The following is a 24,191-nucleotide window of genomic DNA, read 5'->3' as shown; positions in this document are numbered from 1 at the left end:
GAATGGCCCGTGCGCTTTGCACGGGCCGTCTTGCTTTCCCCGAGGCTGCTCGCAGCGGTGATCCCATGAGCGTATCCGCCGACTGGACCTGGCAGCGCGTCGCGCTGGCCGGTGTGAGCGATGCGCTGCGGCTCCCGGCCTGGATCGTCGGCTTCGGGCTGATCGGTATCGGTTCGCTCGCCCGTGACGTCGGTTACCCGGTCGATGTCGCCGTACTCTCGACTATTCTCGTCTGGGCCGGCCCTTCGCAGGTGCTGTTCTTCGCCTCCATCGCTGCCGGCGCCGCCTGGAGCGCGATCGCGATCGCGGTAGCCTTCGCCTCGCTGCGCTTCCTGCCGATGACGATGGCGATCCTGCCGCTGCTGCGCCGGCCCGGTCAGAGCATCTGGCAGCAGCTCTTTCTTTCGCACTACGTCGCAGTGACGGCCTGGACCGAGGGGCTGCGCCGCCTGCCGGGCATCCCGGTGCACCAGCGCGTGGCCTATTTCCTCGGCTTCGCCAATACCTGCATGGCGGTGAGCTCGGTCGGCACATTCGCCGGTTACTACCTGCTCGACACCCTGCCGATTCCCTTTGCAGCCGGACTGCTCTGCCTGACGCCGATCTTCTTCCTGGTCTCGCTGACGGCTGGCTTACGCCATCGCGGCGACGTCACCGCACTGGTTCTGGGGCTGGCGCTCGCGCCGCTCTGCGAGCGCTTCATCGGTGGCGGCTTCGACCTCATCGTCGCCGGGCTCATCGCCGGCAGCATCGCCTTCATGGTGGGCCGCAAGCGCAAGGCGGCCGCATGACCCAACCGATCGCCCTGCTCGACGGGCCGCTCTGGCCCTATCTCGCGCTGATGCTCTTCGCCGTGCTGCCGACCGAGATCTGGCGCTGGCTCGCCGTCGGCTTCGCGCGTGGGCTCGATGCCGACTCGCCGCTGCTCGAATGGGTGAGGGCGGTCGCGACGGCGCTGCTTGCCGGCATCGTTGCCAAGTTGATGGTCACACCACCGGGCGCGCTGGCCTATGCCCCGCTGTTCGTGCGGGTCGCTGCGCTCGCCGCCTCCGCGGCCGTGATGGCCGTCAGCCGCCGCCGGATGATGCTGGCCGTTCTGGTCGGTGAAGTCGTGCTGGTCGGCGGCGTCTGGCTGTTCGGGGCGGCTTAGCCCCTTCCGGCCTCGAGCCGATCCCGCACAGGGCGGAGCTTGTCCGGGTTGCGAATGACGTAGATCGCCTGGACCTGCCCGTCGCGGATGTCGAGAACGAGCGCCTGCGCGGTGTCGGTTTCCATGCTGATATAGCCGGGCATGCCGTTGATCAGCACCGGCTCGTAGCGCGGGACGAAGCCCTGCCGTTCCGGCTTGCGGGCGAGGCCGGCGAAGAAGCGGCCGATCTTCTCGCTGCCGAAAATCGGGTTGAGCACCGAACTCGCCTTGCCGCCGCCATCGCCATGCAGCACTGCATCCTGCGCCAGCAAGCCCTTCAGGCTCGTCGGGTCGGTGCTATGGGCCGCTTCGAAGAAGGCGACGGCATAGCGACGCGCCTCTTCGGCTGAGAGCGGGTGGCGCGGACCCTCTTGCCTTGCATGCCGGCGTGCCCGCGAGACGAGCTGCCGGCAGGCGGCCTCGCTGCGCCCGAGCGTCTCGGCGATCTCGGAGAAGGGCAGGTCGAACACGTCGTGCAGCAGAAAGGCGGCGCGTTCGAGCGGCGAAAGGCGCTCCAGCGCGAGCTGGAGCACATAGGGAACGTCGAGGCCCTCGTCACTGCTCGCGGTGCCGCCGATCTCCTCGATCAGCGGCTCGGGCAGCCAGGCGCCGACATAGTTCTCGCGCCGCCGCGTAGCCGATTTCATCAGGTCGAGACAGAGCCGCGTGACCACGCGCCCGAGCCAGGCGCGCGGATTCGCCAGCGCTTCCGGCGCGGAATCGTGCCAGCGCAGCCAGGCGTCCTGCACCACGTCCTCGGCGTCGCTGAGCGAGCCGAGCATGCGGTAGGCGAGGCGGGTCAGATAGGACCGGTGGGTCTCGAAGCCGGCGGCGGTGACGTCCGTCATGCAATCCTGTGAGTGCGGATCCTAGGCGGCGTCGACCTTGGGTGCCCTGTCGTTCGGATGATGCGAGCGGAAGCCGACCGCGATCCGGTTCCAGACATTGATCGTGCCGATGAGCAACGTGAGCTTGACCATCTCCTCCCCGCTGAAATGGCGCAAGGCCTCCTCGTAATCGGCATCGGGCGCATGGGTCTGCGGCAGCAGCGTCAACGCCTCTGTCCAGGCCAGCGCGGCGCGCTCGCGCGGCGTGTAGAGCGCGGATTCGCGCCAGGCGCTCAGCAGATAGAGCCGCGCCTCGCTTTCGCCGACCTTGCGGGCGTCGGCCGAATGCATGTGCAGGCAATAGGCGCAGCCATTGATCTGCGATGCCCGCATCTTCACCAGTTCGATCAGGCTGTGTTCGAGGCCGGACTCCTTGATCGCGGCTTCGAGCGCGATCAGTGGCTTCATCGTCTCCGGCGCTGTCGTATAGGGGTTGAGGCGTTTGCTCATGGTGGTTCTCGCTGTGGGACAGGTGTCGGCCAGCGGGCGAAGCCCGCCGGCAGGAGGCACGTTACCTGCTTAGGCGGCGGCTTCGGTCTTGCGCGCACGGTCGGCCGGGTGGCGCGAGCGGAAGCCGGCATTGATCCGGTTCCAGGCGTTGATCGTGGCGATCGAGAGCGAGAGATCGACGCACTCCTTCTCGCTGAAATGGGCGCGCAGCCCGGCGAAGGCCTCGTCACTCGGGCTGCCCTCCGAAAGACGGGTCAGCGCTTCCGTCCAGCCGAGTGCGGCCTTCTCGCGCGGCGTGTAGAGGTCGGATTCATGCCAGGCATCGAGCAGGTAGAGCCGGGCTTCGCTCTCCCCTGCCTTGCGGGCATCCATGGAGTGCATGTGCAGGCAATAGGCGCAGGCGTTGATCTGCGACGCCCGCATCTTCACCAGTTCGAGCAGGCTGTGCTCCAGCCCGCTCTCGTTGACGTAATTCTGGGTCTTCAGCAGCGCTTCGATCGCGCCGGGGGCGACCTGGAAGGCATTGAGGCGTTGGCTCATGGTCTTTCTCCATCGGTTGATGACGACAAGACGAGGCAGCCAGGCCCCTTGTGACATGCCCCTCAGATTTTTTTCAGGGCCTCCCGAATTTTCTCGGCATTGCTGGCGAGCACCTCGTTCTTCTCCATCGCGCCCGTATGCGGACGCAGCGCCACGCCATCGAACCGCGGCATGACGTGGACATGGAGATGGAAGACGACCTGACCGCCGGCGGCCTCGTTGAATTGCTGGATGGTGACGCCCTCGGCGGCGAAGGCGGCCTTGACGGCACGCGCCAGCTTCTGGGTCGTTGAGGCGACGGCATTCAGCGCTTCTGCCGGCGCGTCGAAGACGTTGCGGCACGCAATCTTCGGGAGCACCAGCACATGCCCTTCGGCGCGCGGCATGATGTCCATGATCGCGATCGTCTCGGCATCCTCATAGACCGTGTGGGAAGGCAGCTCGCCGCGCAGGATCTTGGCGAAGACGTTGGACGGATCATAGGCGGTCATGGCGGTTCCGATGGCTTGGAAGCGGAGCGCTGAACCTGTGGCCCCCACGCAAGGGCGTCAAGGCCGGGGAGGCGGGTCTCGCCCGCGTCAGGCGCCCAGCGACAATGTCTCCTCGACGGCACCGTCGAAAACGAGGTCGTCGCCAGCGCTCATCACCTGCAGCGCCGTCACGTCCAAACGCAAGAGCGGCTGGTCCCACCAGCGCGCGACGATATCAGCCAGCGCTGCCGTTTCGGCGGCATCGAGATCATCCCGGAGGTTGTAGAGGCCAACGAGCCAGAGATCGCCGGGAGGGCGCCCAAAGGCACCCTGCACCGCCTGCAGCATATTCGCGCCATCGCGCTTCTCGGGATAGACGGCCAGATAGAGCCGGCCGCGGTTGACGTTGCCGGAGAACAATCCGCGCAACTCGACGGCGAAGGGCTCGATCTGGGCGAGCGCGTCGCGCGTGGCCTGCGCGATCGCTGGCGGTTCCTCGATCCCGAGCGAGCCGCACACCGTGGCGTGCAGCTTGTCGCGCCGCTTCGGCAGGATCTCCCAGGCGATCTTGTCGGCGAAGGGCGCGGTCCTGAGCTCTTCTTCCAAGGCGCGAAAGGCGGCCGATGTCTGCAGGGCGGCATCATGAACCGGCAACACCAGCGAGAATACCCGCGGATGCCGGCCCATCTCGTAAAACTTGCCTTCGCGCCGGGCGATCACGCGCGGATGCTCCGGTGCCACCAGCGGCAGATGCGCCAGCCTGTAGCTATCATCGAGCAGCAGCGGAGCGGAGAAATCGGTCAGGCTGCGCCGATAGCCGAGTTCGGCATCTCGGCAGAACATCGACTGATCTACCGCCGCTGCGAACGTCACCGCGTCATTCATCGAGCACTCCCGTCTTGCGAAACGGAGTTTCGGCCGCGAGCGCGGCCTGTGCGGCGGCGATCTGCTCGCGCTCCTGCGTCAGATAGGCGGCGACCGGCCGGCGCAGCCCGGGATCGGCGATATGGTGCAGGGAGTGGGTGATGACGGGCCGATAGCCCCGCGCCAGCTTGTGCTCGCCCTGCGCTCCGGCCTCGACGCGGGCAAGCCCATGCGCGATCGCATAATCGATGGCCTGATGATAGCAGACCTCGAAATGCAGGAAGGGATGGTCCTCGATGCAGCCCCAGTTGCGGCCGTAGAGGGTGTTGGCGCCGCGGAAGTTGATGGCGCCGGCGATATAGCGGCCGGCGCGTTTCGCCATCATCAGCACGATGCGCTCGCCCATCGCCGCGCCGACGCGCGAGAAGAATGCGCGGTTGAGATAGGGCCGGCCCCATTTGCGCGAGCCGGTGTCTTGGTAGAAGGCGAAGAAATCGTCCCAGACCGCTTCGGTCAGGTCGCAGCCCGACAGCGCCTCGATCGTGATACCGGCCGAGAGTGCCTCGCGCCGCTCGCGCTTCAGGGCCTTGCGCTTGCGCGAGGCGAGCGTCGCCAGGAAGTCGTCATAGCTCCCGAAGCTTTCGTTCTGCCAATGGAACTGCAGATCGTTGCGCTCGAGATATCCGGCCTGCTTCAGCGCTGCGACATCCGGTTCCTGCGCGAAGGTGACATGCACCGAGGAGGCCTGCGTCTGCCCCCGCAGCGCCTCCAGCCCGGCGATCAAGGCTGCGCGGGCCTCGGCAGCGCGCGGCCCGTCGGTAACCAGTAGGCGCGGGCCCGTCGCCGGGGTGAAGGGCGCCGCGACCTGGAGCTTGGGATAGTAGCGCCCGCCGGCGCGTTCATAGGCATCGGCCCAGCCATGGTCGAAGACGTATTCGCCCTGGCTGTGGCTCTTGAGGAAGCTGGGCGCGGCGGCGAGCAGTTCGCCCGCGCTATCCTCCACAAGGAGATAGGCTGGCGACCAGCCGCTGCGGCCACCGGTGCAGCCGCTTTCCTCCAGCGCGGTCAGGAATTCATGGCTGACGAAGGGGTTGTCCCGGTCGATGCCACCATCCGCATCGGCGGGGCAGGGCGCCGAGACGGCGTCCTGCAAGGCGAGAGGGTTGGCGCAGGCGTTCCATGCGCCTGCAGCTACGGCCTTGAGCGAGGTCGCGACGCGAACGATCAGATCGTCGCTCTCGCGTTTGCTCAAGGACGAAAGCCCTCGAAGACCATCTGGTCGGCGAACCTGGCCGCCCGCTGCCGTTCCTCCGGCGTGCGTACGGTCCAGCTCATCAGCGGCAGCCCGAGCACGTTGCGGCAGAGATAGGGCGCGGCGCTTTCGAGGTCCGTGACCTTCCAGGACAGGAAGTGCGGCCGGCTCTCGGTGAAATGCAGCAGATTCGCCAGCGCATGTTTCCGTTCCGCGGAGAGCTTGTCGTAGTCCCCGTAATCATAGGCGTTCATCGCCACGATGCCGCGCGGAATCTCCGGCGCAATCTCGCGCAGAGCGGTCACGATCGCGGGATCGAAGGACTTGATCACGATCGGATGATCCCGGTAGCCGGCGACGACCTCGACCGTCCGGCGCGTCAGCGCCAGATCGCCGTCGAAGCGGCTCTTGATCTCGATGACAACAGGTACCCGCCCGCCGATCAGGTCGAGGAAGGCCGACAAGGTCTGGATACGGTCGCCGCTGCCCTTGAGCGTGATGGCGGAGAGCGCCTCGGCCTTGCGTTCGACGACGGCACCGCTCTCACCCGTCAGCCGGTCGAGCACGAAATCGTGGAACACGACCGCCTCGCCATCGGCGGTGAGCTGGACGTCGCACTCGATGCCGAAGCCGCTGGCGATCGCAGCCTGCGCCGCCGAGGAGCTGTTCTCGATAACGCCAGCAGCGAGATCATGCAGGCCGCGATGCGCGATCGGCCGCGCGACCAGCCAGCCCAGGTCGGGCCGGCCGGCATTGTTGGAACCCTGTGCCATCAGAGAATCTCGAACATCGCCTCGACCTCGACGGCGGCGTCGGCCGGCAATTCGGCGACGCCCACGGTCGAGCGGGCATGGCGGCCGTTGTCGCCGAGCACTTCGACCATGAGATCGGAGGCGCCGTTCATGATCGCCGGCAGGGCCGCGAAATGCGGGGCGGCATTGATGAAGCCGCCGAGACGCACGCAGCGCACGATCCGGCCGAGATCGCCATCGAGCGCCGCCTTGGCCTGGGCCAGAACGTTGATGGCGCAGAGCCGAGCCGCTTCGAGGCCGGCCTCGTTGAAGATTTCAGCGCCGAGCTTGCCCTTGTGCTTGTCGGAAAGCTTGCCGTCGAGGCCGAAGCAGATCTGCCCCGAGATGATCAGCAGGTTGCCGGTGATGACATAGGGGACGTAATTGGCAACGGGAGCAGCCGGGCTCGGCAGGGTGATTCCGAGTTCGGCGAGGCGCGTTTCGACGACGTTCATGGGCATGGCTCCGCGAGCGAGGCAGGGTCTTTCAAGACTGGTCTTTCATGGCCGAAGCCCGGACGGCCCGCAAGCATTGCGGCATGCGACGCCAGCAGGGGTGATGCGGCGTCAGGAAGCGGGCTCATCGCCATGTTTGCGCCATTGCCGCAATGCACCTAGATTTCCATCGAGGATCGAACGGAAAGCGGCGCATGAACGACACAGGTTTGAGGCTCGCGGCCCATGCGAGACAGGTCGGTATCGCAGCCCTGATGCTGGCCGGCGGGCCGGCCTGGGCGCAGGCAAATGTGGCGCAACCCGCGCCGGACCGGGTGGTGCTCGCACCGCATCGCGCGGTCTACGACCTCGTCCTCGACAACGCCAAGCCATCCGGCAACATCGAGACGGCCAAGGGCCGCATCGCCTTCGAGTTCACCGGCGACGCCTGTGAGGGCTACGCCCTGTCGTTCCGGCAGGTGACGCAGCTCGGCACTGAAGCGGGGCCACGTGTCATCGATGCGCGCACGACCAGCTTCGAGGCAGGCGACGGCGCAAGCTATCGCTTCAAGACCGAAAGCTCCTCGGGCGGCGCCACTCCAGAAACCGTCGACGGCACTGCCGAGAAGAACAGCGGCGGCTATGAGGTGAAGCTGCGCCAGCCCAAGGCCGAAATCCATCGCGACGGCGCCGATGCGCTGTTCCCGAATGCCCAGATGAAGGCTGTCATCCAGGCCGCGCGCACTGGCAAGCACACCCTCAACGTGCGGCTTTATGACGGCGCCAATTCGGGCAAGGAGGTCTACGACACGCTCTCGGTCATCGGGAAGCGCATCGAGAGCGAGCCTTCCGAAAAGCCGCTGCAGCGTCCTGAATTCGAGAAGATGGCGCGTTGGCCAGTGACGATCTCCTATTTCAAGGTCGACTCGGGTGAATCGACGCCGTCCTATTCGATATCGTTCGAGCTCTACGAAAACGGCGTCACCGGCGCGATCAAGCTCGACTATGGCAGCTTCGCACTACGCGGCACGCTCACGCGTCTGGATCTTCTTCCTCAGGAAGCTTGCGTGAAATAGCCGGATTGGACGATCGGCGCTCCGGCAGCCTGAGGCTCAGCCCCTTGCCGATCGCCTCGTCGCCGAAGCGGGCGCGCAGCTTGTCGAGCGCGCCTTCCATCGCCTTGAGGCGCGGCGTCGCGGTATCGGCGAGGTCACCATGGTCCGCCTCCGCAGGCGGACTGAAATCGCTGGTGCCGATGCCGATCAGCCGGTAGCGCGGGCCGTTGCATTCGCGCTTCAACAGGTCGCGCCCGGCGGTAAAGAGCCGGGCGGCGAGCTGTGTCGGCTCTGGCAGCCGCGTGGCGCGGGTGATGGTGTGGAAGTCGGCGGTCTTCAGCTTCAGCGTGATGGTCCGGCCGGCGAGTTCCTGCGCCTTCAGTCGCTTCGACGTCTTCTCGCAGAGCCGCCACAGGATCGGCTCCATCTCGTCGAAGGCGGAGAGATCGACGTCGAGCGTGGTTTCGCTCGAGACGCTCTTGGTCTCGCGCTCGGGCGTGACCTCGCGCGGATCGATGCCGTTGGCGAGGTTCTTGAGCCGCGGGCCGTCCTTGCCCGCGATGCGGAAGAGCTTTTCGACCGGCGCCTCGCGGAGGTCTCCGATCAACTTGAACCCGCCTTCCGCCAGCTTCGCCACGCTCGCCGGCCCCATGCCGGGGATCAGGCTGACCGGCTTGTCGGCCAGAAATGGGACCGCGTCGCCTCGGCCGATGATCGAGAAGCCCCGCGGCTTGTCGAGGTCGGACGCGACCTTGGCCAGGAACTTTGCATAGGACAGGCCGACCGAGATGGTGATGCCGAGTTCTGCCTCGATGCGTTTGGCGAAGCGCGCCAGAGTCACGGCCGGGCTGGCGTGGTGGAGACGCTCTGTGCCGCCGAGGTCGAGGAAGGCCTCGTCGATCGAGAGCGGTTCGACCAGCGGTGTCAACTCGCGCATCATCTGCCGGACCTCGCGGCCGACGGTGACGTATTTCGCCATGTTCGGCTTGACCACCACCGCCTCGGGACAGGCCTTCAGCGCCTTGAACATCGGCATCGCCGAGCGCACCCCAAAGGTGCGGGCGATGTAGCAGCAGGTCGAGACCACGCCGCGCTTGCCGCCACCGACGATCACCGGCTTGTCCTGCAGGCTCGGATCGTCGCGCTTCTCGATCGTCGCGTAGAAGGCGTCGCAGTCGATATGGGCGAGGCTGAGCGTGTCGCGCTCGGCGTGGCGGATCAGGCGCGGCGAGCCGCAGGCCGGGCAGCGCCGGAGCGGCCCAGCCGCCTCGTGATCCGCCAGGCAGTCGCGGCACAGGCTGCGCAGCGAAAGGGGATTCGCGGTCAAGAGAAGTCGTCCGGCTCCGGCCCGGCCATCAGGCGGCGCGCCTCGCCGATGATTTCCGGATTCAGCCTTAAATTTTCGGCAAATTCGAGCAGGAGAGAATCGCTTCCTGCGATATGGTCGAGCACGGCTGCGAGGAAGCCGGGTTCGCTCGCGGCGGAGCGCAGATTGGCCGGATTGAGGCCGGTCGCGCTCAGGAACGGCTCGATCCGTTCCGGTTCGGCGGCCAGGAAGCCGAGGGCGCGTAGCGCCAGTGTCTCTGCGTCCTCGGTGGTCAGTCGTGGTGCCATGGCCTGGGAGTCGCGTATCCGGTTTGCGTTTCGTCAACTGCTCGCGTGATAGCAATCATCGAACGACGCCGCCATTTTGGGAAGACCGCTGCCTGGCGGCGGACATCCCTGGCGCAAATGAAGGGCGGCCTGATGAAGACGGTTCTGATCGTCGAAGACAACGAACTCAACATGAAGCTCTTCAACGATCTTCTCGAGGCGCATGGCTATGCGACCTTGAAGACGTCGGATGGCATCGAAGCCATCGAGCTGGCGCGGACGCACCATCCGGCGCTGATCCTGATGGATATCCAGCTTCCGGAGGTTTCCGGGCTCGAAGTCACCAAATGGATCAAGGAGGACGACGACCTCAAGTCGATCCCCGTGGTGGCCGTCACGGCCTTTGCCATGAAGGGCGACGAGGAGCGGATTCGGGAGGGCGGCTGCGAGGCCTATCTCTCCAAGCCCATTTCGGTTGCAAAGTTCCTGGAGACCGTCCGCGCCTATGCCGGCGCCGCCTGAGCCGCGCAAGAGCGTTCCATGACTGCCCGCGTCCTCGTCGTCGATGACATCGCCGCCAATGTGAAGCTGCTCGAGGCCAAGCTCTCGGCAGAGTACTTCGGCGTGGTGACGGCGTTGAACGGCGCGGACGCGATTGCGATCTGTGAGCGCGGCGAGGCGGACATCGTCCTGCTCGACGTCATGATGCCCGGCATGAACGGTTTCGAGGTCTGCCGCTATCTGAAGAGCACGCCGGCGACCGCGCATATTCCGATCGTCATGGTCACCGCGCTGGATCAGCCGCGAGACCGCCTGCAGGGGCTCGATGCCGGCGCCGACGACTTCCTGACCAAGCCGCTCGACGATGCCGCGCTCTTCGCCCGGGTGCGGAGCCTGGCGCGGCTGAAGGAGATGACTGACGAGCTGCGCGGCCGTGCCGTCGCTTCGGTCCGGCTCGGCATGGCCGATCCGCTGGCCGCCGCCGCCGCCGAAACCGGGCTCAATGGCCGCATCCTGCTGGTCGAGGACCGGCCCAGCGTGGTCGAGCGGCTTCAGAGCGCGCTCTCGGCCTTCCATGCCGTCGAGGTCGAGAAAGATGCCCAGCAGGCGGCGCAGCGGGCTGCCGAGGGCGGCTTCGACAGCGTCATCATCAGCCTCGACCTGCAGGACCAGGACGGCTTGCGCCTGTGCAGCCAGCTGCGCTCGCTGGAGCGCACGCGCAACGTCTCCGTGCTGTTGATGGGGGAGGCCGAGGATCGCGCCCGCATCCTGCGCGGTCTCGATATCGGCGCGCATGACTTCCTGCTCCGCCCGATCGACCGCAACGAATTGCTCGCCCGGGTTCGTACCCAGGTGCGCCGGAAGCGCTTCACCGAGCGGCTGCGCGACAGCGTGCAGTCCTCGATGGAGATGGCCGTGATGGACCAGCTCACAGGGCTGCACAATCGTCGCTTCATGACCAGCCGGCTCGCCATGATGTTCGACGAGTCGGCGCTGCGTGCCCGCTCGCTCTCGATCCTTCTGCTCGATGTCGATCACTTCAAGGCTGTCAACGACAGCTGGGGGCATGACGCCGGCGACGAGGTGCTGCGCGAGTTCGCCAACCGCGTCCGCGCCTGCACCCGCGGTATCGATCTCGTTGCTCGGATGGGCGGCGAAGAGGTTGTCGTCGTCCTGCCCGATACCGGGCGCGATGCCGCCTGCCAGGTCGCGGAACGCATTCGCGAGCGGGTCGAGAGCGAGCCCTTCGCGATCCAGAGCGATACGCACGATATCAGGGTCACGGTTTCGGTGGGCGTCGCGAACCGCCGAGCCGGGGACGCCTCCTCGGCCGATATCATGAAGCGCGCCGATGACGCCCTCTATCGGGCCAAGGCTGGCGGCCGCAACCGCGTCGTCGCGGCAAGCGCGGCGTAGGCGACCAAGCTTCGCTCAAGCCAGGTCGATGGACGTTGGGGCTCGCCTGGCGGGCCTTGTCTGGCTGCCCTCCACGGCGGTGATCTGCGACATGAGGGCACTTCCGGCAAAATGCTAAGGCGGTGCGTCAACAACAATCGGCAACGATCTGAAGTTGTTTCTGGAATTGCCGTAGAGTCAGCTGCGTCGCGCGGAAATTTAAGATTAGCCGGTAGGGTTAACGATCGATGAACGCAGGGGAATCGGTTGGATTTGATTGATTCGGATACGTTGCATTGTAAGGGTCGTTGCAACGCAGCGGTCCCGGTGACCGCTCCGGAACGCCCCTCGGGAGCTCAGGTCCGCCGCATCTCCTGGGTAACCGAAGGGCTCGGCCGGTCGGTGACGGAATTCTGGCCTCCTCAGAACCGCCGCCGGCCGGCCACCTTGTTTCTGGAGCTGCCGCTTCAGCGGTAGAGATAGCCCGAGATCGCCGCCGGCAACCAGTACCCTGCAGCGCCGAAGGCCGCGAGCAAAGCCAGCACGCCGATCGCGGCGCCGATGCGTGTGGTCAGGAAGCGCGAGGAATCAATCTCGACCAGCAGCTTCAGCAACTGTCGCACCATGCCGTTCGGGCCTCGCTATTCTGCTATCCCGGCTCGACATCCGGGCGACGGCGCAAAGCGCAACAGGTGGGGGCTTTCCTGGAAGAGTCAATGACCCCGCTGCGAAGCGGGGTGGGGCGCGACTGAACGCACTGAGGTGCGCGCAGGGCGGTTGCACGGCGAGCCGCTTCGTTCAGCGGGGCTCAGGCGGCGCGTCTTGCTTGGTCGGTTCGGCCAGGCCGTGCCGGAGAGCGAGGGCCATGATTTCCCTGGCTGCGGCTTCCGGCATGACGGCGTCCAGGACGATGTGGACAGTGTCCGGCGAATACCGCTTCGCCGAAAACTCGAAGCTCGAACGCGGGCTCCGCCGTGCTCGGGGATTCCATCCGCGGGAGATCAGTAGCGAATCCAATCGCTTGCCGAACTCGCGGAGCTCGAGATCCAGCCCGGCTTCAGAGAGTTCATCCATGTCGGGCTGCCTCCACTGGCGTCATGCAGCCTTCATGAGCGCGATTCTGCCGAATAAATTCATTTACAAATCGTTAAAATTCTAGCTATTGCCGCGCGGGAAACGGGGGCGGTGTAGCGTTATGGTCCAGGCCGTGTTGGTGGCCGTGCTGATGATCGGCACGGGCTTGTTGTCGTGGCTGATCGCCGATCTCACGCATCTTCCGCTTGAAATGTGACCCGTGGGGCTTCGCCGGCCGAGCCGGCGGGATGATAGCTGAGCCGCTCAGCCGACAGAAGTGCAGCCTGACGTGCAGGCAACAAAAAACCGCCCGAAAGGGCGGTTCTTTGTCGACCGGATCGGTAAGGCTGTGCCTTACTTGATCTTGGTCTCCTTGAACTCGACGTGCTTGCGCGCGACCGGGTCGTACTTCTTCTTCGACATCTTCTCAGTCATCGTGCGCGAGTTCTTCTTCGTCACGTAGAAGAAACCGGTGTCTGCGGTCGAAAGCAGCTTGATCTTGATCGTCACGGCCTTGGCCATGGGTCTATCCTCGAACCATGCGGGCCGCAGGGCCCTCGGAAAAGAAAATGGCCGGGCGAACCCGGCAAACCGTCGGCGTGGGAGATGCCGCAAAGGGCCGGCGAAGTCAAGAAAGAAAGACGATCTGATGACGCAGCCGGCGCCCGGGGCGGAAAACCGGGGCTTTCAGAGTTCCTCACGCACAAAGCTGCCACGCTTCTCCCAATAGAACGGCACCGGCAGATAGGGCGCGAAGCCGCCGGCTATGCGCGATTCGACCTCCTGCAGGATGACCGTGGTGATCGTCGGCAGGTCGAGCGCCTTGGCCTCGTCGAAGTCGACCCAGACGAGATCGACGAGTTCCGAATCGGGTCCGATCACGCCGTCGATCTTCTTGGCGACGGCGGAGGCATCGATCGTGAAGAAGCGCGTGTCGAAGCGCTTCGGCCGGCGCGGCGGCGTGATCGCGCGGGCGACGAAGGTGACGGCCGAGAGATCGGGAAAGATGCCCTGGGCCGCGAAGTCGCTCCAGCTGCCGGCCGGCGGGTTCTCGGGCGTGCCGAATTCGTCGGAGCCGAAGAGCAGCCCGGTCTCCTCGAAGGTCTCCCGGATCGCGGCGAGCGCCAGCGCGCGCGCCTTGCCGGCGCTGGGGCGCAGGCAGCGCTTGCCGAGACGGTCTTCGCAGATCTGCGGCACTGCCCCGGTGGCGACCATGCGTCGATCGCCCTCGTCGATCCGCCCGCCGGGGAAGACGTATTTGCCCGGCATGAACTTGTGGCCCGGATGGCGCTTGCCCATCAGAACCTTCGGGCGCGCGCCGCTCCTGTCGAGGATCAGCATGGTGGCGGCGTCCTTCGGACGCAGGTTGACCGTGGTGCGGACCCGCTCGGCCTGGGTCAGGGTGACGGTATGATCGGTCATGCGCGCGGTCCAGGTGAGGGCAGGGGCTGGCGTTCGGGCCGGTCGGGCTCGCCGCCGAAGCCGTGCATGCGCACGGCCCATTGCAGGCCGACGACGCCGCCCTTCACGGGCTGCATCAGGGCGATGGACAGGATCAGCGTCAACGCCGGCCAGAGCGCCATGTGCCACCACATCGGCCAGTCGCCGTACTTCTCAGCGAGCAGGATGCCGCCGACCACGATATGGCCGACGATGGTGATGACGATATAGGGCGGCAGGTCGTCGGCGCGCTGATGATGCAACTCCTCGCCGCAGGCTTCGCAGGCATCGACCGGCTTCAGGAAGGCGCGGAACAGCCGGCCCTGCCCGCAATGCGGGCAGCGGCCTTTCAGCCCGCGCGCCACGGATTCGCGCCAGTCGCGCGCCTCGACATGCGTTTCCGCGCTGTGGATCTGGACGCTCATCACCGCCTCTTGCCGGGCTTGGCCCGGCCCGGCTTGGCCCTTTTGCCAAAGGTCGCCGGCCGGCTTTCCCCATATGGCGCGCCGCCGCGGCGCTTGCCAGCGCGGCCAGTCGCCACAGTTCTGCCGGCAGAGAGCAACTCGAAGCGCAGCGCACCTGCGACGGGGGCGGCCTCGACCAGCTTGACGTGCACCTTATCGCCGAGGCGCCAGCTTTCGCCGGTGCGCTCGCCGATCAGGGCATGGGCAGCCTCGTCATAGCGGTAATAGTCGCCACCGAGCGTGGAGGCGGGGATGAAACCGTCGGCGCCGGTGTCGTTGAGCTTCACGAAAAGCCCGGCGCGGTTCACCCCGCCGACGCGTCCGTCGAAGCTCGCGCCGATTTGATCGGCGAGGAAGTGCGCGATCAGCCTGTCGGTGGTCTCGCGCTCCGCCGCCATGGCGCGGCGCTCGGCGGCGGAGATGCGGGTCGCCACCTCGCGCAGTTCGGCGAGCGTCGTGTTCTTCGGCAGGCCATCATCGCCGAGCTTGAGCGCGGTGACGAGCGCGCGGTGGACGATCAGATCGGCATAGCGGCGGATCGGCGAGGTGAAATGCGCATAGCGGTGCAGATTGAGCCCGAAGTGCCCGTAATTCTCGGCCACATATTCGGCCTGCGCCTGCGTGCGCAGTACCACCTCGTTGATCAGCGTCTCGTTCTCCGAACCCTTGATCATCGCCAGGATGCGGTTGAACAGCACGGGCCTGAGCGCCCCGTCCTTCGGCAGCTTGATGCCGATCGAGGCCAGGACCTCGCCGAGCGCGCGCATCTTCTCGAGCGAAGGCTCGTCATGGCAGCGATAGACCAGCAGGCTCCCGGCCTTCTCCAGCGTCTCGGCCGCCGCGACATTGGCGAGGATCATGAACTCCTCGATCAGCCGATGCGCCGCCAATCGCTCCGGCACGATCACGCGCTCGACCGCGCCGTCGGGCTTCAGGATCAACTTGCGCTCGGGCAGGTCGAGATCGAGCGGCTGGCGCTGGTCGCGGGCGCGGGCCGCCACGCCATAGGCCGCCCAGAGCGGCATCAGCACGCTCTCGCGGATCGGTCCGGTCTTCCCGTCCGGCTTGCCGTCGATGGCGGCCTGCGCCTGCTGGTAGGAGAGCTTGGCGGCCGAGCGCATCAGCACGCGATGGAAGGAGTGGCTCTTCTTCGATCCGTCGGATTTGAGTACGAGCCGCACCGCCATAGCCGGGCGGTCTTCATTCTCGCGAAGAGAACACAGGTCGTTCGAGATCCGTTCCGGCAGCATCGGCACGACGCGATCGGGGAAATAAACCGAATTGCCGCGCTGCAGCGCCTCGCGATCGAGCGCCGAGCCCGGCCGGACATAGGCCGCGACATCGGCGATGGCGACGGTGACGACGAAGCCGCCTGGATTGGACGGATCCTCATCGGGCGCCGCATGGACCGCGTCGTCATGGTCCTTGGCGTCCGCCGGGTCGATGGTGACGAGCGGCAGCTCGCGCCAGTCCTCGCGCCCCTTCAGCGTCGCGGTCGGTGCGTCCGCCGCTTCCTGAAGGGCTGCCGGCGGGAATTCATGCGGGATGCCGTGGGCGTGGATCGCGATCAGGCTGACGGCGCGTTCGGACTTGATCGACCCCAGCCGTTCGCGCACATGCGCCTCTGGCGGGCCGAAGCGGCTCTCGCGGCGCAGCGAAACCGAGACGAGGTCGCCATCCTCGGCCTCGCCGGTGCGGCCCTTGGGGATGATCGCCTCGCGCCCCTGCGCCTTCTTGTCGATCGGCACCAGCCGGCCCGACCCGTCGGGCAGGGCCCGGAAGATGCCGAGCACGGCGGCCCTGGCCTTGCCCATGATCTTGAGCACGCGGCCGGAATAGGCGAAGCCCTCGACGCCCCTCAGCCGGGTCAGCTTCAGGATGACCTGATCGCCGACGCCGGGTGCCGGGGCCGCTGCGTTCGGTTTCCGTCGTCCGTCGCGGACGCGCTCGACCAGGATGTGCGGGGGTGCACCGCTTTCCGCCTCGTCCCATTCGAGAGGCTGGGCGACGAGGTCGCCCTCGCGGTCGCGGCGCTTGATCTCGGACAGCAGCACGGGAGGCAGCGCGCCGCGCGGATGCACCGGGCGATCCTTGCCGTCGCCGCCGATCTCGCCTTCCTCGGCAAGTTCCTTCAGCAGCCGCTTCAGCCAGATCTTGCCGCCCTGGTCCAGCCCGAAGGCCTTGGCGATCTCGCGGCGGCCGACCTCGCGGCCGGCGGCGCGCTCCTCCTCGATGAAGTCGAGGATTGCCACGCGGCTCGGTTCAGGAACGGACAATGCTGGTACTCGACGGGTAAAGGCTGGGAAAGGAGGTCACCCCGCCTGTCTGCCACGCCTTTTGGGCTCGCGCCAGCATTCGCGAGATCAAAAGAAGAAGGGCCGTCCTTTCGGACAGCCCTTCCATTGTCGAACCGCGATCCAGCGAGCCGGATCAAAGGTGCGAAAACTCACGCGGAACAAGTACCCCAGCAAAAAGAGGTCCAGCTCCAGCCGCCCTGCACCAGCGGTTGATGACAATGAGACACTGGATCACCTCCTTTCAGTTGTTACCGACGAAGACGAGGCTAAGGCGATTCTCTGCGACTCGTAAATGCCAAAAAAAAAGCTGTGCCCGTCAAAGGAAAGCCCGTGTCCGTCGATGAAATTGCGGGCATATGGTGCGGTGCACAAACATGCGGCAGGGGATTTGACCAAGAAATAGCCAAAATTACCGCCTGAAGCCCGATGATTGCGCGGCGTTGGCTTATGATCGCAGGAAATTCCTCAAGGGCGCGTCTCGCGGCAGAGATTTGCGTCAGGTGGCGGACGTTGCGTGCCCTTGGCACGGCCCTTGCGAACGTCGCTTCCGGGCCAGGGAGGCCTGCCGGCGTCGAGGGGCGCCGCCAACAAACATCCTTCGGAGATGTCCGTGAACAGCAATCGTCGCGAATTCCTCGGCACGGCTCTGGCCGGCGCCGCTTTCCTCGGATCCTCCCATCTGCCGGCGGCGGCGCAGCAGGAGACCATCAAGGTCGGCATCCTTCATTCGCTCTCGGGCACGATGGCCATCTCCGAGACGACGCTGAAAGACGTCATGCTGATGCTCATCGAGGAGCAGAACAAGAAGGGCGGCCTGCTCGGCAAGAAGCTCGAGGCCGTCGTCGTCGATCCCGCCTCGAACTGGCCGCTCTTCGCCGAGAAGGCACGCGAACTGATCACCAAAGACAAGGTTGCGGCCACTTTCGGCTGCTGGACCTCCGTGTCGCGCAAATCGGTGCTGCCGGTCTTCAAGGAGCTCAACAACATCCTGTTCTACCCCGTCCAGTACGAGGGCGAGGAGAGCGAGCGCAACGTCTTCTATACCGGCGCCGCGCCGAACCAGCAGGCGATCCCCGCCGTCGACTATCTCGCCAAGGAGGAGAAGGTCGAGCGCTGGGTGCTCGCCGGCACCGACTACGTCTACCCGCGCACGACCAACAAGATCCTCGAGGCCTATCTCAAGTCCAAGGGCGTGAAGCCCGAGGACATCCTGATCAACTACACGCCCTTCGGCCATTCCGACTGGCAGACCATCGTCTCCGACATCAAGAAGTTCGGCTCGGCCGGCAAGAAGACCGCCGTGGTCTCGACCATCAACGGCGACGCGAACGTGCCGTTCTACAAGGAGCTGGGCAACCAGGGCATCAAGGCGACCGACATTCCCGTGGTCGCGTTCTCGGTCGGCGAGGAGGAGCTTGCCGGCATCGACACGAAGCCGCTCGTCGGCCATCTCGCCGCCTGGAACTACTTCCAGTCGATCAAGACGCCGGAGAACGAGGCCTTCATCAAGCAGTGGCAGGCCTTCACCAAGAACCCGAAGCGCGTCACCAACGACCCGATGGAAGCCCATGTCGTCGGCTTCGCCATGTGGGTGAAGGCGGTCGAGAAGGTGAAGAGCACCGACGCGGACAAGGTCATCGACGCGCTGCCGGGCATCGAGGCGCCGAACCTGACCGGCGGCATCTCGAAGATGCTCCCGAACCACCACATCACCAAGCCGGTCTTCATTGGCGAGATCAAGGAAGACGGCCAGTTCGACGTCGTCTGGAAGACCAGCGGCCTTGTCCCCGGCGATGCCTGGTCGAAGGAACTCGACGGCTCCAAGGACCTGATCGGCGACTGGGTTGAGAAGAAGTGCGGCAACTTCAACGTTAAGACCGGCAAGTGCGGCGCCGTCTGAGATCATGAGGGGGAAGGGCGGCACGGGAAAAATCCCGGCCGCCCTTCATTCGCCGCCCATGCCGGGTGTGCCGACCGAGAGCGAGAAGGCGCGGGGAACCCCTCTCCCGGATGGGAGAGGGGCAGGGGTGAGGGAAGGCCGGTGCCGAACAAGGCGAGCGACTTCCGCTTCGGCGGTTTGGCAAGAGGCGAGCCTCGGCGTTTTCGGGCGGGCCCTCACCCCTACCCCTCTCCCATCCGGGAGAGGGGTTCCCCACGCTTCCTTTTCTCACGCCGTGCTTCACGATGAAAAGCGAACCGATGTCCCTGTTCCACCGCCTGAAGCATGCTCTTGTCATCCTCGTCGCGCTGGTCGCGGCCTCGGTCGCATCCTTCGCGCAGACCGCCGACGAAGCCTTCACGCGGCTCGCCGCCGACAGCTATTCCGATACCTCCCGCGCGATCGAAATCCTCGTCTCGACCGCCCATCCGAATGCGGCGCTGATCGTCGAAGCTCTCAATGATGGACGCTTGCAGGCGGGGCCGGGCGGTGTGGCGGTGAAGACGGCCGCCGGAGGCTTCGTCGATGCCCGTACAGGGCAGGCTTTGGCCGCCGCTCCCGCCGGTGTGAAGCCCGTCCGCCTGAACAACGCCGTACGTCGCGCCGTACAGGCCGCGCTCGGCGGTCTTGGCTTGCTCAATCCCGATCCGGCGAGGCGCGCCGCTGCGGCCGAGGCCGTGTTCAAGTCGCGCGATGCTGGCCTGCTGCCGATCGTCGAGGCCGCGATCGGCAAGGAGACCGATCCGCGCGCGCTCGCCGCCTTGCGCCAGGCCCAGGCCGCGATCCTGATCGCCAAGCCCGATGCCCAGCCGCTCGACCGGGTCGCGGCCGTCGAGGTGCTGCGCGAGCGCGGCGATCAGGATGCGCTGGCGGCGCTGCGCAGCCTCTCCGGAGAGATCACGCCGACGCTCCGCGATGCGCAGAGCAGAGCGGTCGCTGCCATAGAGGGCAGGCTGAAGCTCTGGGCCGTCGTCCAGAACCTCTGGTACGGCCTTTCGCTCGGCTCGGTGCTGCTGCTCGCCGCCATCGGTCTCGCCATCACCTTCGGCGTGATGGGCGTCATCAACATGGCCCATGGCGAGATGGTGATGCTCGGCGCCTACACGACCTTCGTGGTGCAGGAGCTGATCCGCACCAATGCGCCCTGGCTGTTCGACTGGTCGCTGGCGATTGCGCTCCCGGCGGCCTTCATCGTCGCCGGTGCGGTCGGCATCGCCATCGAGCGCGGCGTCATCCGCTTCCTCTATGGCCGCCCGCTGGAGACGCTACTCGCGACCTGGGGCATCAGCCTGATCCTGCAGCAGGCGGTGCGCACCGCCTTCGGCCCGACCAACCGCGAGGTCGGCGCGCCCGCCTTCATGTCGGGCGCATTCGAACTCGGTGGATTAGCAATCACCTATAACCGACTCTGGATCATCGTCTTCGCGGCGCTGGTCTTCGCCGCGCTGCTCGCCATCCTCAAGCTGACGCCGATGGGCCTGCAGATGCGCGCCGTCACCCAGAACCGGCGCATGGCCTCGGCCATGGGCATCCGCACCGGCCGCATCGACGCGCTCACCTTCGGGCTCGGCTCGGGCGTCGCGGGGCTTGCGGGTGTTGCGCTCTCGCAGATCGACAATGTCAGTCCGAATCTCGGCCAGAGCTACATCATCGACTCGTTCATGGTGGTGGTCTTCGGCGGCGTCGGCAATCTCTGGGGCACGCTGGTCGGCGCCATGACGCTCGGCGTCGCCAACAAGTTGCTCGAACCCTATGCCGGGGCCGTGCTCGGCAAGATCGCGCTGCTGGTCTGCATCATCCTCTTCATCCAGAAGCGACCGCGCGGACTGTTCGCGCTCAAGGGCAGGGCGGTGGAAGCATGATCACCCGCTTCCTCCTCCAGAACATGGACAAGCGCGGCGGGGTCTTCCTCGCCATCCTGATCGGCCTCGCGGTGCTGGTGCCGCTGGCGAACCTGCTGCTGCCGGCAAGCTCGCCCTTCCATGTCCCGACCTCGACCATGTCGCTCTGGGGCAAGTATCTCTGCTACGCGCTGCTGGCGGTCTCGCTCGATCTCGTCTGGGGCTATTGCGGCATATTGAGCCTCGGTCACGGCGCCTTCTTCGCTCTCGGCGGCTACGCCATGGGCATGTATCTGATGCGCCAGATCGGCACCCGCGGCGTCTACGGCAACCCGATCCTGCCCGACTTCATGGTCTTCCTGAACTGGCAGGAACTGCCCTGGTACTGGTGGGGCTTTTCCTCCTTTCCCTTCGCCATGTTGATGGTGCTGCTGGTGCCCGGGCTGCTCGCCTTCGTCTTCGGCTGGTTCGCCTTCCGCTCGCGCGTCACCGGCGTCTATCTCTCGATCATCACCCAGGCGCTGACCTATGCGCTGCTGCTCGCCTTCTTCCGCAACGACATGGGCTTTGGCGGCAACAACGGCCTGACCGACTTCAAGGATCTCCTCGGTTTCAACGTCCAGGCGCAAGGGACTCGCGCCGCTCTGTTTTCGATGACCTGCGTGATGCTGGCCGCCGGCTTTCTCATCGCGCGGGGCATCGTCGTCTCGAAGCTCGGCAAGGTCGTCATCGCGATCCGCGATGCGGAGTCACGTACCCGCTTCCTCGGTTACCGGGTCGACCGCTTCAAGCTCTTCGTCTTCACCGTCTCGGCCTGCATGGCCGGCGTCGCGGGAGCGCTCTACGTGCCGCAGGTCGGCATCATCAACCCCAGCGAGTTCGCCCCGGCCAACTCGATCGAGACCGTGATCTGGGTCGCGGTCGGCGGGCGCGGCACACTGGTCGGCGCAGCACTCGGCGCGGGCGTGGTGAACTGGGCCAAAACGGTGTTCACCTCGGGCTTCATGGCGCCTTACTGGCTCTTCGCGCTGGGCGGTCTCTTCGTCGTCGTCACGCTCTTCCTGCCCAAGGGAATCCTTGGCACCGCCGAGGCGCTCTGGGCGCGCCGCCGCAAACCCGACGCGACACCGGCCGCCGAGCCGGCCCCGGCGGAGTGAATGCGATGAACGCTCCCGTGCCCGGCGCATTGACCTCTTCGCTGCTCTATCTCGACGGCGTCAGCGTCTCCTTCGACGGCTTCAAGGCGATCCGCGGCCTGTCGCTCACCATCGCGCCCGGCGAGATGCGTGCGATCATCGGCCCCAACGGCGCCGGCAAGACCACGATGATGGACATCATCACCGGCAAGACGAAGCCCGATGTCGGCACCGTCATGTTCGGCGGCACCGTCGATCTCACCAAGCTCGACGAAGCCGCGATCGCCAATCTCGGCATCGGCCGTAAATTCCAGAAGCCGACGGTCTTCGACTTCCACACCATCGAGGACAACATCCTGCTGGCGCTGAAATCGAAGCGCACGGTCGGCAAAACGCTGTTCTGGAAAACCGAGCCGCCGCAGCAGAAGCGCATCGACGACATCCTTGGCATCGTGAAATTGGCCGACAAACGCGACCGGCTCGCGGGCTCGCTCTCGCACGGCCAGAAGCAGTGGCTCGAGATCGGCATGCTGCTCGCGCAGGACCCCAGGCTCCTGCTCGTCGACGAGCCCGCTGCCGGCATGACCGACGGCGAGACGGCGCAGACCGCTGTGCTGCTCAAGGAGATCGCGCGGGATCATTCGGTCATCGTCGTCGAGCACGACATGGGCTTCATCCGCGAACTCGGCGTGAAGGTCACGGTGCTGCACGAAGGCTCGGTGTTGGCTGAGGGGCCGCTCGACCAGGTCAGCGCCAATGAGCGCGTCGTCGAAGTCTATCTGGGGCGGTGAGGGATGATCGCGACACACGCCTCGGTTCTCCTCTGCCGTCATCCCGGACAAGCGGCGCAGCCGCGCCGATCCGGAATCCTTGCCGGAGCGCCTCCGACAGAGGTTCAGGCATGGATCCCGGGTCTGCGCTGCGCTCTGCCCGGGATGACCCGCGCTTTCTCCTGCACGATCGCAGTGGAGGCGAAGGCATGCTGACCGTCGACGCCATCAACCTGCACTACGGCGCCGCCCAGGCCCTGCGCCACGTCTCCATCACGGCCGAACCCGGCAAGGTCACCTGCGTGATGGGCCGCAACGGCGTCGGCAAGACCTCGCTGATGCGCGCCATCGTCGGCCATCAGGCGATCTCGGCGGGGCATATCCGTTTCGACGGAGAGGAGATTTCCGGCCTGCGCAGCGAGGAGCGCGCGCGCGCCGGCATTGCCTATGTGCCGCAGGGGCGGGAGATCTTCCCGTTGCTGACGGTGAAGGAGAATCTGGAGACGGGCTTTGCGCCGCTGAAGCGCAAGGAGCGCTACGTCCCGGATGAACTCTTCGACCTGTTCCCCGTGCTGAAGTCGATGCTCGGCCGGCGCGGCGGAGACCTCTCGGGTGGCCAGCAGCAGCAGCTCGCAATCGCGCGGGCGCTGGTCACCCGACCCAGGCTGCTGGTGCTGGACGAGCCGACCGAGGGCATCCAGCCCTCGATCATCAAGGACATCGGTCGCGCCATCGACTATCTCCGCCAGAAGGGCGGCATGGCGATCGTGCTCGTCGAGCAGTATTTCGACTTCGCCCGCGATCTCGCCGATACGATGTTCGTGATGGATCGCGGCGAGGTCGTGCTCTCCGGCCCGATGGACACGCTCGACGGCAATCAGGTGCAGCGGCTCATTCAGGTGTGAGGGCAAGACACGCTGATTAGGAGTCAGCGGGTCGAGATGCGCCTCGCCTCAGGCCGCGAGATCGCGCGTCGCAAACACCTCCTTCGCCGCGAACAGCCCGTTGAGCGCTGCCGGGAAGCCGGCATAAACCGCCATCTGTATCAGGATTTCGGTGATTTCCTGGCGCGACAATCCAACGTTCAAACCCGCCTCGATATGCACCTTGAGCTGCGGCTGGGCGTTACCCATCGCGGCCAGAGCCGCAATCGTCGCGATCTCGCGGGAGCGCAGGTCGAGCCCCGGCCGCGAGTAGATGTCTCCGAACGAAAATTCGAACACGTAGTCGGCGAAATCGGGTGCAATGTCGGCGAGCGCTGCAATCACCTTGTGGCCGGCTTCGCCGTCGATCTCAGCGAGGGCGCGCCTGCCGCGCTCCCGCCTGTTGGTTTCGGCGTTTGCGTTGATATGCGTCATGGTCTTCGATCCTCTTCTCGACGTCGGCATAGCCGGCGATCTTGGTGTCGAGGACGAGAAGGCAGGCTTGGAGTTCGGCAACGCGGGCGCGAACCTGCTCGCGGTGGCGTTCCAGCTGCGCGCGACGCTCGGATTCCGTGCTGGAACCCCGTTCCCGCAAGGCCGCGTAGCGCAGCATCTCGCGGATCGGCATGCCCGTGGTCTTCAGCCTGCCGAGGAACTCGATCCAGACGAGGATCGAAGCGTCGTAGTCACGCTGGCTCGACCGGTCCCTGTCGGCATAGGGCAGGAGCCCGATCCGCTCGTAGTAGCGGATCGTATGGGCCGATAGTCCTGAACGCCTGGCCAGTTCGCCGATCTTCATGAGCACACGCTTCTCATCACGACGCCCGGGAAGCTACGGGTTCGAGCGCACTCTAAGTCAAGCGCTCGTTCCCGGAAAATCCGCCTG

The 24,191-nt window shown here is 65.9% G+C and carries 28 protein-coding genes; 10 read left to right on the top strand and 18 right to left on the bottom strand.

The annotated features are described in order from the left end of the window. Positions 1–65: 65 nt before the first annotated feature. Positions 66–791: an AzlC family ABC transporter permease gene (locus tag AB4Z10_RS10755; protein WP_441470382.1), complete on the top strand. Its 726-nt coding sequence runs from the start codon at positions 66–68 to the stop codon at positions 789–791. Beyond that, on the top strand, positions 788–1,150 hold the full coding sequence (locus AB4Z10_RS10750) for an AzlD domain-containing protein (protein ID WP_441470381.1): 363 nt from the start codon (positions 788–790) through the stop codon (positions 1,148–1,150). The genes AB4Z10_RS10755 and AB4Z10_RS10750 overlap by 4 nt, the downstream gene beginning before the upstream one ends. On the opposite strand, the gene AB4Z10_RS10745 is transcribed toward AB4Z10_RS10750, so the two are convergent. From AB4Z10_RS10745 to AB4Z10_RS10710, 8 genes are all read right to left on the bottom strand, one after another. After that, on the bottom strand, positions 1,147–2,037 hold the full coding sequence (locus AB4Z10_RS10745; protein WP_441470380.1) for a sigma-70 family RNA polymerase sigma factor: 891 nt from the start codon (positions 2,035–2,037) through the stop codon (positions 1,147–1,149). The two genes, AB4Z10_RS10750 and AB4Z10_RS10745, sit on opposite strands and share 4 nt — an antisense overlap. 21 nt (positions 2,038–2,058) lie before the next feature. Beyond that, the gene (locus AB4Z10_RS10740) at positions 2,059–2,526 is read right to left on the bottom strand and encodes a carboxymuconolactone decarboxylase family protein (protein ID WP_441470379.1); all 468 of its coding nucleotides are present in this window, start codon (positions 2,524–2,526) and stop codon (positions 2,059–2,061) included. Positions 2,527–2,595: 69 nt separating this feature from the next. Then, entirely contained in the window at positions 2,596–3,066 is a 471-nt protein-coding gene (locus AB4Z10_RS10735; protein ID WP_441470378.1) for a carboxymuconolactone decarboxylase family protein, read from the bottom strand. Positions 3,067–3,128: 62 nt separating this feature from the next. Beyond that, positions 3,129–3,557 carry an HIT family protein gene (locus tag AB4Z10_RS10730; RefSeq protein WP_441470377.1) on the bottom strand — a complete coding sequence of 143 codons (429 nt, stop codon included), beginning with the start codon at positions 3,555–3,557 and terminating at the stop codon, positions 3,129–3,131. 87 nt (positions 3,558–3,644) lie between these two features. Then, positions 3,645–4,421, bottom strand: a complete 777-nt coding sequence (locus tag AB4Z10_RS10725) for a 2'-5' RNA ligase family protein (protein WP_441470376.1) — start codon at positions 4,419–4,421, stop codon at positions 3,645–3,647. Continuing rightward, a complete protein-coding gene (locus tag AB4Z10_RS10720) occupies positions 4,414–5,652 on the bottom strand; it encodes a GNAT family N-acetyltransferase (protein ID WP_441470375.1) in 1,239 nt (412 codons plus the stop codon). Before AB4Z10_RS10720 ends, AB4Z10_RS10725 begins: the two co-directional genes overlap by 8 nt. After that, positions 5,649–6,425 (bottom strand): glycerophosphodiester phosphodiesterase family protein, encoded by a 777-nt coding sequence (locus tag AB4Z10_RS10715; RefSeq protein ID WP_441470374.1) that lies wholly within the window; start codon positions 6,423–6,425, stop codon positions 5,649–5,651. The genes AB4Z10_RS10720 and AB4Z10_RS10715 overlap by 4 nt, the downstream gene beginning before the upstream one ends. Then, entirely contained in the window at positions 6,425–6,898 is a 474-nt protein-coding gene (locus AB4Z10_RS10710) for a RidA family protein (RefSeq protein WP_441470373.1), read from the bottom strand. Before AB4Z10_RS10710 ends, AB4Z10_RS10715 begins: the two co-directional genes overlap by 1 nt. Positions 6,899–7,092: 194 nt before the next feature. Here AB4Z10_RS10710 and AB4Z10_RS10705 point away from each other — a divergent pair, with 194 nt between their 5' ends. Next, the gene (locus AB4Z10_RS10705; RefSeq protein ID WP_441470372.1) at positions 7,093–7,953 is read left to right on the top strand and encodes a cell envelope integrity EipB family protein; all 861 of its coding nucleotides are present in this window, start codon (positions 7,093–7,095) and stop codon (positions 7,951–7,953) included. Here the strand turns inward: AB4Z10_RS10705 and AB4Z10_RS10700 are convergent. Beyond that, positions 7,910–9,259 carry a DNA polymerase IV gene (locus tag AB4Z10_RS10700; RefSeq protein ID WP_441470371.1) on the bottom strand — a complete coding sequence of 450 codons (1,350 nt, stop codon included), beginning with the start codon at positions 9,257–9,259 and terminating at the stop codon, positions 7,910–7,912. The two genes, AB4Z10_RS10705 and AB4Z10_RS10700, sit on opposite strands and share 44 nt — an antisense overlap. After that, complete coding sequence (locus AB4Z10_RS10695) at positions 9,256–9,546, bottom strand: DUF3572 domain-containing protein (protein ID WP_441470370.1); 291 nt, start codon at positions 9,544–9,546, stop codon at positions 9,256–9,258. The genes AB4Z10_RS10700 and AB4Z10_RS10695 overlap by 4 nt, the downstream gene beginning before the upstream one ends. A 129-nt stretch (positions 9,547–9,675) precedes the next feature. Here AB4Z10_RS10695 and AB4Z10_RS10690 point away from each other — a divergent pair, with 129 nt between their 5' ends. Continuing rightward, positions 9,676–10,047, top strand: a complete 372-nt coding sequence (locus tag AB4Z10_RS10690; protein WP_441470415.1) for a response regulator — start codon at positions 9,676–9,678, stop codon at positions 10,045–10,047. Positions 10,048–10,065: 18 nt separating this feature from the next. Continuing rightward, a complete protein-coding gene (locus AB4Z10_RS10685; protein WP_441470369.1) occupies positions 10,066–11,442 on the top strand; it encodes a PleD family two-component system response regulator in 1,377 nt (458 codons plus the stop codon). A gap of 446 nt (positions 11,443–11,888) precedes the next feature. Here the strand turns inward: AB4Z10_RS10685 and AB4Z10_RS10680 are convergent, their stop codons facing one another. From AB4Z10_RS10680 to rnr, 6 genes are all read right to left on the bottom strand, one after another. Continuing rightward, complete coding sequence (locus tag AB4Z10_RS10680) at positions 11,889–12,047, bottom strand: hypothetical protein (protein WP_441470368.1); 159 nt, start codon at positions 12,045–12,047, stop codon at positions 11,889–11,891. A 172-nt stretch (positions 12,048–12,219) separates the two neighbouring features. Then, positions 12,220–12,495 carry a hypothetical protein gene (locus AB4Z10_RS10675; RefSeq protein WP_441470367.1) on the bottom strand — a complete coding sequence of 92 codons (276 nt, stop codon included), beginning with the start codon at positions 12,493–12,495 and terminating at the stop codon, positions 12,220–12,222. A 354-nt stretch (positions 12,496–12,849) separates the two neighbouring features. Then, positions 12,850–13,017, bottom strand: a complete 168-nt coding sequence (rpmG, locus tag AB4Z10_RS10670; protein ID WP_038367996.1) for a 50S ribosomal protein L33 — start codon at positions 13,015–13,017, stop codon at positions 12,850–12,852. Positions 13,018–13,182: 165 nt separating this feature from the next. Beyond that, the gene (locus tag AB4Z10_RS10665; RefSeq protein WP_441470366.1) at positions 13,183–13,917 is read right to left on the bottom strand and encodes an NUDIX hydrolase; all 735 of its coding nucleotides are present in this window, start codon (positions 13,915–13,917) and stop codon (positions 13,183–13,185) included. Next, positions 13,914–14,360, bottom strand: coding sequence for a DUF983 domain-containing protein (locus tag AB4Z10_RS10660; RefSeq protein WP_441470365.1), 447 nt, complete (start codon positions 14,358–14,360; stop codon positions 13,914–13,916). The genes AB4Z10_RS10665 and AB4Z10_RS10660 overlap by 4 nt, the downstream gene beginning before the upstream one ends. Then, on the bottom strand, positions 14,360–16,651 hold the full coding sequence (gene rnr / locus AB4Z10_RS10655; RefSeq protein WP_441470364.1) for a ribonuclease R: 2,292 nt from the start codon (positions 16,649–16,651) through the stop codon (positions 14,360–14,362). Before rnr ends, AB4Z10_RS10660 begins: the two co-directional genes overlap by 1 nt. 649 nt (positions 16,652–17,300) lie before the next feature. On the opposite strand from rnr, the gene urtA reads away from it, so the two are divergent. From urtA to urtE, 5 genes are all read left to right on the top strand, one after another. Beyond that, complete coding sequence (gene urtA, locus AB4Z10_RS10650; RefSeq protein ID WP_441470363.1) at positions 17,301–18,596, top strand: urea ABC transporter substrate-binding protein; 1,296 nt, start codon at positions 17,301–17,303, stop codon at positions 18,594–18,596. Between the two features lie 299 nt (positions 18,597–18,895). Further along, positions 18,896–20,497, top strand: coding sequence for an urea ABC transporter permease subunit UrtB (gene urtB, locus AB4Z10_RS10645; protein ID WP_441470362.1), 1,602 nt, complete (start codon positions 18,896–18,898; stop codon positions 20,495–20,497). A 23-nt stretch (positions 20,498–20,520) separates the two neighbouring features. Then, positions 20,521–21,633 carry an urea ABC transporter permease subunit UrtC gene (gene urtC, locus AB4Z10_RS10640; RefSeq protein ID WP_441470414.1) on the top strand — a complete coding sequence of 371 codons (1,113 nt, stop codon included), beginning with the start codon at positions 20,521–20,523 and terminating at the stop codon, positions 21,631–21,633. A gap of 5 nt (positions 21,634–21,638) precedes the next feature. After that, positions 21,639–22,403 (top strand): urea ABC transporter ATP-binding protein UrtD, encoded by a 765-nt coding sequence (gene urtD, locus AB4Z10_RS10635; protein ID WP_441470361.1) that lies wholly within the window; start codon positions 21,639–21,641, stop codon positions 22,401–22,403. A gap of 188 nt (positions 22,404–22,591) precedes the next feature. Beyond that, positions 22,592–23,287, top strand: a complete 696-nt coding sequence (gene urtE / locus AB4Z10_RS10630) for an urea ABC transporter ATP-binding subunit UrtE (protein ID WP_441470360.1) — start codon at positions 22,592–22,594, stop codon at positions 23,285–23,287. A 48-nt stretch (positions 23,288–23,335) separates the two neighbouring features. Here urtE and AB4Z10_RS10625 read toward each other — a convergent pair whose 3' ends face one another. Both AB4Z10_RS10625 and AB4Z10_RS10620 read right to left on the bottom strand, forming a co-directional pair. Continuing rightward, entirely contained in the window at positions 23,336–23,740 is a 405-nt protein-coding gene (locus AB4Z10_RS10625) for a carboxymuconolactone decarboxylase family protein (RefSeq protein ID WP_441470359.1), read from the bottom strand. Next, a complete protein-coding gene (locus tag AB4Z10_RS10620; protein ID WP_441470358.1) occupies positions 23,676–24,104 on the bottom strand; it encodes a MerR family transcriptional regulator in 429 nt (142 codons plus the stop codon). Before AB4Z10_RS10620 ends, AB4Z10_RS10625 begins: the two co-directional genes overlap by 65 nt. Positions 24,105–24,191 lie beyond the last annotated feature (87 nt).

This window comes from Allobosea sp. RAF48 (genome assembly GCF_052114025.1).
In the GTDB taxonomy this organism is placed as follows: Bacteria; Pseudomonadota; Alphaproteobacteria; order Rhizobiales; family Beijerinckiaceae; genus Allobosea.
This window is presented reverse-complemented; position numbering and strand designations above follow the sequence as displayed.

What these genes read in the sequence shown, in the direction of transcription:
- AB4Z10_RS10755 (WP_441470382.1), top strand. Translation starts at nt 66, where the DNA reads ATGAGCGTATCCGCCGACTGGACCTGGCAGCGCGTCGCGCTGGCCGGT.
- AB4Z10_RS10750 (WP_441470381.1), top strand. Translation starts at nt 788, where the DNA reads ATGACCCAACCGATCGCCCTGCTCGACGGGCCGCTCTGGCCCTATCTC.
- AB4Z10_RS10745 (WP_441470380.1), bottom strand. Translation starts at nt 2,037, where the DNA reads ATGACGGACGTCACCGCCGCCGGCTTCGAGACCCACCGGTCCTATCTG.
- AB4Z10_RS10740 (WP_441470379.1), bottom strand. Translation starts at nt 2,526, where the DNA reads ATGAGCAAACGCCTCAACCCCTATACGACAGCGCCGGAGACGATGAAG.
- AB4Z10_RS10735 (WP_441470378.1), bottom strand. Translation starts at nt 3,066, where the DNA reads ATGAGCCAACGCCTCAATGCCTTCCAGGTCGCCCCCGGCGCGATCGAA.
- AB4Z10_RS10730 (WP_441470377.1), bottom strand. Translation starts at nt 3,557, where the DNA reads ATGACCGCCTATGATCCGTCCAACGTCTTCGCCAAGATCCTGCGCGGC.
- AB4Z10_RS10725 (WP_441470376.1), bottom strand. Translation starts at nt 4,421, where the DNA reads ATGAATGACGCGGTGACGTTCGCAGCGGCGGTAGATCAGTCGATGTTC.
- AB4Z10_RS10715 (WP_441470374.1), bottom strand. Translation starts at nt 6,425, where the DNA reads ATGGCACAGGGTTCCAACAATGCCGGCCGGCCCGACCTGGGCTGGCTG.
- AB4Z10_RS10710 (WP_441470373.1), bottom strand. Translation starts at nt 6,898, where the DNA reads ATGAACGTCGTCGAAACGCGCCTCGCCGAACTCGGAATCACCCTGCCG.
- AB4Z10_RS10705 (WP_441470372.1), top strand. Translation starts at nt 7,093, where the DNA reads ATGAACGACACAGGTTTGAGGCTCGCGGCCCATGCGAGACAGGTCGGT.
- AB4Z10_RS10695 (WP_441470370.1), bottom strand. Translation starts at nt 9,546, where the DNA reads ATGGCACCACGACTGACCACCGAGGACGCAGAGACACTGGCGCTACGC.
- AB4Z10_RS10685 (WP_441470369.1), top strand. Translation starts at nt 10,066, where the DNA reads ATGACTGCCCGCGTCCTCGTCGTCGATGACATCGCCGCCAATGTGAAG.
- AB4Z10_RS10680 (WP_441470368.1), bottom strand. Translation starts at nt 12,047, where the DNA reads ATGGTGCGACAGTTGCTGAAGCTGCTGGTCGAGATTGATTCCTCGCGC.
- AB4Z10_RS10675 (WP_441470367.1), bottom strand. Translation starts at nt 12,495, where the DNA reads ATGGATGAACTCTCTGAAGCCGGGCTGGATCTCGAGCTCCGCGAGTTC.
- rpmG (WP_038367996.1), bottom strand. Translation starts at nt 13,017, where the DNA reads ATGGCCAAGGCCGTGACGATCAAGATCAAGCTGCTTTCGACCGCAGAC.
- AB4Z10_RS10665 (WP_441470366.1), bottom strand. Translation starts at nt 13,917, where the DNA reads ATGACCGATCATACCGTCACCCTGACCCAGGCCGAGCGGGTCCGCACC.
- AB4Z10_RS10660 (WP_441470365.1), bottom strand. Translation starts at nt 14,360, where the DNA reads ATGAGCGTCCAGATCCACAGCGCGGAAACGCATGTCGAGGCGCGCGAC.
- urtA (WP_441470363.1), top strand. Translation starts at nt 17,301, where the DNA reads ATGTCCGTGAACAGCAATCGTCGCGAATTCCTCGGCACGGCTCTGGCC.
- urtB (WP_441470362.1), top strand. Translation starts at nt 18,896, where the DNA reads ATGTCCCTGTTCCACCGCCTGAAGCATGCTCTTGTCATCCTCGTCGCG.
- urtC (WP_441470414.1), top strand. Translation starts at nt 20,521, where the DNA reads ATGGACAAGCGCGGCGGGGTCTTCCTCGCCATCCTGATCGGCCTCGCG.
- urtD (WP_441470361.1), top strand. Translation starts at nt 21,639, where the DNA reads ATGAACGCTCCCGTGCCCGGCGCATTGACCTCTTCGCTGCTCTATCTC.
- urtE (WP_441470360.1), top strand. Translation starts at nt 22,592, where the DNA reads ATGCTGACCGTCGACGCCATCAACCTGCACTACGGCGCCGCCCAGGCC.
- AB4Z10_RS10625 (WP_441470359.1), bottom strand. Translation starts at nt 23,740, where the DNA reads ATGACGCATATCAACGCAAACGCCGAAACCAACAGGCGGGAGCGCGGC.
- AB4Z10_RS10620 (WP_441470358.1), bottom strand. Translation starts at nt 24,104, where the DNA reads ATGAAGATCGGCGAACTGGCCAGGCGTTCAGGACTATCGGCCCATACG.